Source organism: Diaphorobacter ruginosibacter, from assembly GCF_040396215.1.
Taxonomy (GTDB): domain Bacteria; phylum Pseudomonadota; class Gammaproteobacteria; order Burkholderiales; family Burkholderiaceae_C; genus Diaphorobacter_A; species Diaphorobacter_A ruginosibacter_A.
On sequence record NZ_JBEBOW010000173.1, the window covers coordinates 1 to 5,925 of the forward strand.

Here is a 5,925-nt window from a genome sequence, read left to right on the forward strand (position 1 = left end):
GCGCCGGGCTTGACCATGTCGGCCGTCAGCACGTTGCGCTTGCCCACGGCGGCCACGACCACGTCCGCCTGGCGCGTCAGCGCACCCAGGTCGGCGGTGCCGCTGTGCGTGATGGTGACCGTGGCGTTCGCGGCCAGCAGCATCATCGCCATGGGCTTGCCAACGATGTTGGAGCGGCCGATCACCACGGCATGCTTGCCGCGCAGATCCTTCATGCCGATCGATTCGAGCATCTTCATGCAGCCGTAGGGCGTGCAGGCCTTGAAGCCGACCTCGCCCACCATCAGCGCTCCGGCGCTGGCAACGTGAAAGCCGTCCACGTCCTTGGCGGGCGAGATGGTTTCGATGACCTTGTGGTCGTCGATGTGCCTGGGCAGCGGCAGTTGGACGAGGATGCCGTGAATGGCGGGATCGTTGTTGAGCGCCTCGACGCGGGCCAGCAGTTCGGCCTCGGTCATCGTGGCATCGTATTTTTCAAGCACGGAATGAAAACCCGCCTCCTCGCAGGCCTTTACCTTGTTGCGCACATAGACCTGGGAGGCCTGGTTGTCGCCCACGAGTATCACGGCCAGTCCCGGCGTCGTTCCGGATTTTTCTTTCAGGGCGGCTGCGCGCGCTGCGACTTCGGTGCGGAGTTGGGCGGAGAGGCTTTTGCCGTCGATGATGTGGGCTGTCATGGTGCGAGAAGAAATCGAAAGGGGCGAAGTGGAATCGCGGGAGAGGGGCAGGGCATTGGCGCGAGCGTGCGCGCCAATGAAAAAGCTGCCGCGCTTCGAAGGACGCAGGCAGCTCCGGGTTATGGGCGGGATCAGGCCTTGGCCGTGGGGCCGAGGGCTATCTTGAGCAGGTCGGCCACCGTGTTGGCGTTGAGTTTCTCCATGATGTTGGCGCGGTGCGCCTCCACGGTCTTGATGCTGATGCCCAGGTCATCCGCGATCTGCTTGTTCAGGCGGCCGGCGACGATGCGCTCGAGAACCTGCGATTCGCGGCCGGTCAGCTTGGAGAGCAGGGCGTCGCGGCTGGCGGCCTGCTGATGGCCCGTGAAGGCTTCGCGAGCATGATCGAGCATGCGCTCGACGAGCGGCACGAGCTCGTCTTCCTTGAACGGTTTCTGAATGAAGTCCAGCGCGCCTTTCTTCATGGTGTTCACCGCCATCGGCACATCGCCGTGGCCGGTGATGAACACGATCGGAAGAGGGGAGTTGCGCTCGAGCAGGCGGTCCTGGAGTTCCAGGCCGGTCATGCCGCCCATGCGGATGTCGACGATCAGGCAGGCCACCTCGCGCGGGTCGTAGCGCGCCAGAAACGACTCGGCGGAGTCAAAACAGCGCACGCGGTAGTCTTTGCCTTCGAGCAACCATTGCAGGGAATCACGTACCGCTTCGTCATCATCGACGACATAGATCGTGCCTTTTTTGGGGATCAAACTCATTCGATAGTCCTTGGCTTGGGCGTTGCTACAGTTTCAGTAGTGGCGCTCGCTGTGGTCGTCAGCGGCAGCCAGAAAGAGAACCGGCACCCGGTCACTTCCGTTCCATTGTAGATGTTCTCCGCATGCATTCTTCCGTGATGCGATTCAACGATGCTGCGGCATAGATTCAGGCCGATGCCCATGCCTTCCTGCTTGGTGGAGAAGAAAGCTTCGAACAGGTGGGCCAGGACTTCCGGCGCAAGTCCCTTGCCGGTGTCCTGCACCGAGAACTCCACCACGCCCTGGCCGTCGATGTGGCGCGGCACCACGCGCAATTCCACGCTTCTGCGCGCGGTGGGGCGCTGCGCCTGGTTGATGGATTCCGCTCCGTTTTTCATCAGGTTGATCAGCACCTGCTCGATCAGGATCGTATCGGCCATCACCTTGGGCAGGCGCGCGGCGACGTAGTGGGTCAGCCTCACGTTATTGCGGCGCAGTTCGATGTCGGCCAGCTCGACAGCCTCGTTGACGATGCCGTGCACGTCGGCCAGCGTCCGGTTGGGCTCGCTCTTTTTCACGAACTGGCGGATCCGCTGGATGATCTGGCCCGCGCGTTGCGCCTGGTGGGCGGTTTTCTGGAGCACGGAAATCAGCATCTCCTCGCTGATCTGCTTGCCCTCGATGCGCGAGACCATGCCGCTGCAGTAATTGCTGATGGCGGCCAGCGGCTGGTTCAGCTCGTGCGCCACGCTGGAGGCCATCTCGCCCATGGTGATGAGGCGGCTGACCGATTGCGCCCGCTCCGCCTGGCGCGCGGTCTGCTCCTCCGCGAGGCGGCGCGGCGTGATGTCGGTGGCGATCACCATCTGGGCGAGGCGTCCGTCCACCCAGTTGAGATAGCGCGAGCGCACTTCGAGCCACTTGCCGAGTTCGGGCCGGAAGATCTCCGCGTTCTCCGAGCGCGCGCTGGTCAGCGGATCGGTGGGCAGGCCCATGAGGCCGTCCTCGTCGTCCACGCTGCTGTTGTGGTCGCTGGCGGGCAGCACGCCGGCCTGGGCGACCAGTTCGAGATGGCCGTCGGTCTGCGAGCCGAACCATTGGCGGTACAGGCGGTTGGCGAACAGCAGCTCGGAGCTTCCCAGCGGCGCCACCGACACCGATGCGTCAAGCGACTCCAGCACCACGGTGAAGCGTTCGTGCGAGGCGGTCAGCTGCTCGCGGATGCGGTTGGGCTCGGTGATGTCGGTCATCGAGGTCATCCAGCCGGTCTGCTTGCCCTTGGCGTCCACCAGCGGCGACACATAAAGGCGCGCGTCGAACAGCGAGCCGCTCTTGCGCTTGACCCGGGCCTGGAAGCCGCCGGGCACGCCTTTGCCTGAAAGTTCGTCGTTGGTCTTGGCCTTGAAGGCCTCGTTGTCGTTGTCGGGCCAGTACGAATAAGGGGGGGTCTGGCCGACGAGCTCCGCCTCGCTCCAGCCCGTCATCTGGCAAAAGGCGGCGTTCACGTAGGTGATGCGGCCCTGCATGTCCACCGCGCGCATGCCGGTGAGGATGGAGTTCTCCATCGCGCGGCGGAAATTGGTCTCCGACACCAGCGCCTGCTGCGCCTGCATGCGGCGGCGGGTGTGGCGCCAGGTGGCGATCAGCAGCCAGGCGGTCATGGCCGAGAGCGCGCCCACCAGCCAGAACAGGCCGCTGCCCACCATGCCCAGCGATGTGCGGTAGGCCTGGGCGCGCAGCATCAGTCCATTGCCGACGGGGGATACGGGCACTTCGTATTCGTTGGCGCGGTTGTCCGTGGAGATGAAGGCGCCGTGCCTGGGCGCCAGCGGCGTTCCGGCCAGCACGTTGCCCTTGCTGTCCAGCAGCGTGACGGCGTAGCGCGCGAGCACTTCGGTCGGCGTGCCGTAGCGCAGCAGGCTGTCGATGGAGTATTCACCCAGCACCACGCCGGCGAACTTGCCCTGCGAGGACAGCGGCACCTGCAGTTGCAGCAGCGGCGGCGCTTCGTCCTTGATGCTCACGGGCTGTGAATACACGGGCTGCTGCATGTCGCGTGCCAGCATGAAGATGTCGGCGGTTTCGCTGCGCTTGATCTCCTCGCCCATCACCCGCAGTTGACCGCTGGTGACGGTGGGGGCGGCATGGGTCGCGCGGATGCGCATGCGTTCGTCTATCCAGGTGACGGCCTGCAGTTCGGGGTATTGGCTGATGAGCGCTTCCGAGCGCCGGTCGAACTCGGCGCGGTCCAGGTCCTCGTTGGAGAGGTCGCGCGCGATGCGCATGATCTGCTCCTGGCGCTCCAGCAGGCGCAGGCGCACCCGCTGCTGCGCATATTCGACGTCCCGTTTGAGGGCCTCTTTCTCGCGCGCGACCTCCTCCGTGCGCAAATACCAGAAAGCAGCGACGATGGCGGCAAGAAACATCAGGACGGCGGCGAGCGGAGCCAGCACGGCAAAACGGTCCTGCCGGTTGGGCGAAAGGCTGCGCCACCAGGTACGCCACCAGCGCACTGGGGTTTTCAGTGTTTCGGCAGAGGGGAGAACCGAGGTTTCTGTCGCTTGCATACCTCGGAGTTTAAGGGGAGTCCGAGGGGAATTTCATAGCGAGAAAAAATGTGCTGTCGCAACAAAATTTCGTATTATAAAAAGTCATGGCACGATTCGAAATTTAACGAAATTTATGCGAAACTCCGGGCAAATCAACCGTTTAATTGCACTTAATTTCTAGCAAAGGAGACGCGGCATGACAGATGCAACGCAAGACAAGTCTGGCAAACAGATCGATCCCCAGGAAACCCGCGAATGGATGGACGCCCTGTCTGCCGTGATCGACCGCGAAGGTGCCGAGTATGCGCACCGCCTGATCGAAGAATTGCTGGAGCACGCCCGCGAAAACAGCATCGACATGCCGTTTTCCGCCAACACCGGCTATGTGAACACCATCGAGGCCGACCAGGAAGCCAAGTGCCCCGGCAACCTGATCATCGAAGGCCGCCTGCGCGCCTACATGCGCTGGAATGCCATGGCCATGGTGGTGCGCGCCAACCGCATCCATCCGCCCGAAGGCGGCGACCTGGGCGGGCACATCGGCTCGTTCGCCTCGCTGGCCAACATGTTTGCCGCGGGCTTCAACCACTTCTGGCACGCCGAGAGCGAGAACCATGGCGGCGATTGCCTCTACATCCAGGGCCACGTCTCGCCCGGCATCTACGCGCGCGCCTATATGGAAGGCCGCATCAGCGAAGAGCAGCTGATGAACTTCCGTCAGGAAGTGGATGGCAAGGGCCTGTCGAGCTATCCCCACCCCAAGCTGATGCCCGGTTTCTGGCAGTTCCCGACGGTGTCCATGGGCCTGGGGCCGCTGATGGCGATCTATCAGGCGCGTTTCCTGAAATACCTGCATGCGCGCGGTATCGCCAATACCGAGAACCGCAAGGTCTGGGTGTTCTGCGGCGACGGTGAAATGGATGAGGTCGAATCGCTGGGCGCCATCGGCCTGGCGGCGCGCGAGAACCTCGACAACCTGATCTTCGTGATCAACTGCAACCTGCAGCGCCTGGACGGCCCGGTGCGCGGCAACGGCAAGATCATCCAGGAGCTCGAAGGCGAGTTCCGTGGCTCCGGCTGGAACGTGATCAAGCTGATCTGGGGCAAGGGCTGGGATGCCTTGCTGGCCAAGGACCATGACGGCGCACTGCGCAAGATCATGATGGAGTGCAACGACGGCGACTACCAGGCTTTCAAGGCCAACGATGGTGCCTATGTTCGCCAGCATTTCTTCGGTCGCGATCCTCGAGCCCTGAAGATGGTCGAGCACATGTCCGACGACGAAATCTGGAACCTGCGCCGCGGTGGCCACGATTCGCAGAAGGTCTATGCAGCATTTGCCGCGGCCAACGGCCACAAGGGTCAGCCTACCGTGCTGCTGGTCAAGACCGTCAAGGGCTTCGGCATGGGCAAGATCGGTGAAGGCAAGAACAACGTTCACCAGACCAAGAAGCTGAGCGACGAGGACATCAAGGCCTTCCGCGACCGCTTCAACATCCCGATCCCCGACAGCCAGATCGCCGATATCCCGTTCTACAAGCCGGCCGACGACACGCCGGAGATGAAGTATCTGCACGAGCGCCGCAAGGCCCTGGGCGGCTACCTGCCGCACCGCCGGGAAAAGGCCGACGAGCAGTTCACCGTGCCGTCGCTGGACACCTTCAAGGCCGTGCTGGAACCCACTCCGGAAGGCCGCGAAATCTCCACCACGCAAGCCTATGTGCGCTTTCTCACGCAGTTGCTGCGCGACAAGGAGCTCGGCCCGCGCGTGGTGCCGGTGCTCGTTGACGAGGCCCGTACCTTCGGCATGGAAGGGCTGTTCCGCCAGATCGGCATCTACAACCCGCATGGCCAGCAGTACACGCCCGTCGACAAGGACCAGGTCATGTACTACAAGGAAGACGTGAAGGGCCAGATCCTGCAGGAAGGCATCAACGAAGCGGGCGGCATGTCCAGCTGGATCGC

General features: G+C 63.2%; 4 protein-coding genes. 1 reads left to right on the forward strand and 3 read right to left on the reverse strand.

Translation table 11 applies throughout. From position 1 onward, the window contains the following. The 3 genes from ABWP92_RS15910 to ABWP92_RS15920 form a co-directional block, all read right to left on the reverse strand. Positions 1-677: tetrahydrofolate dehydrogenase/cyclohydrolase catalytic domain-containing protein (locus ABWP92_RS15910; RefSeq protein ID WP_353236381.1), on the reverse strand; the 677-nt coding region annotated here is incomplete at its 3' end. Positions 678-808: 131 nt separating this feature from the next. Beyond that, positions 809-1,432 carry a response regulator transcription factor gene (locus ABWP92_RS15915; protein ID WP_353236382.1) on the reverse strand — a complete coding sequence of 208 codons (624 nt, stop codon included), beginning with the start codon at positions 1,430-1,432 and terminating at the stop codon, positions 809-811. Then, on the reverse strand, positions 1,429-3,978 hold the full coding sequence (locus ABWP92_RS15920) for a PAS domain-containing sensor histidine kinase (RefSeq protein WP_353236383.1): 2,550 nt from the start codon (positions 3,976-3,978) through the stop codon (positions 1,429-1,431). The genes ABWP92_RS15915 and ABWP92_RS15920 overlap by 4 nt, the downstream gene beginning before the upstream one ends. A 178-nt stretch (positions 3,979-4,156) precedes the next feature. Between ABWP92_RS15920 and aceE the strand changes: the two genes are divergently transcribed. Then, positions 4,157-5,925: pyruvate dehydrogenase (acetyl-transferring), homodimeric type (aceE, locus tag ABWP92_RS15925; RefSeq protein WP_353236384.1), on the forward strand; the 1,769-nt coding region annotated here is incomplete at its 3' end.

Excerpts from the sequence above, each read along its gene's own strand:
- ABWP92_RS15915 (WP_353236382.1), bottom strand. The coding sequence starts at position 1,432 with ATGAGTTTGATCCCCAAAAAAGGCACGATCTATGTCGTCGATGATGAC.
- ABWP92_RS15920 (WP_353236383.1), bottom strand. The coding sequence starts at position 3,978 with ATGCAAGCGACAGAAACCTCGGTTCTCCCCTCTGCCGAAACACTGAAA.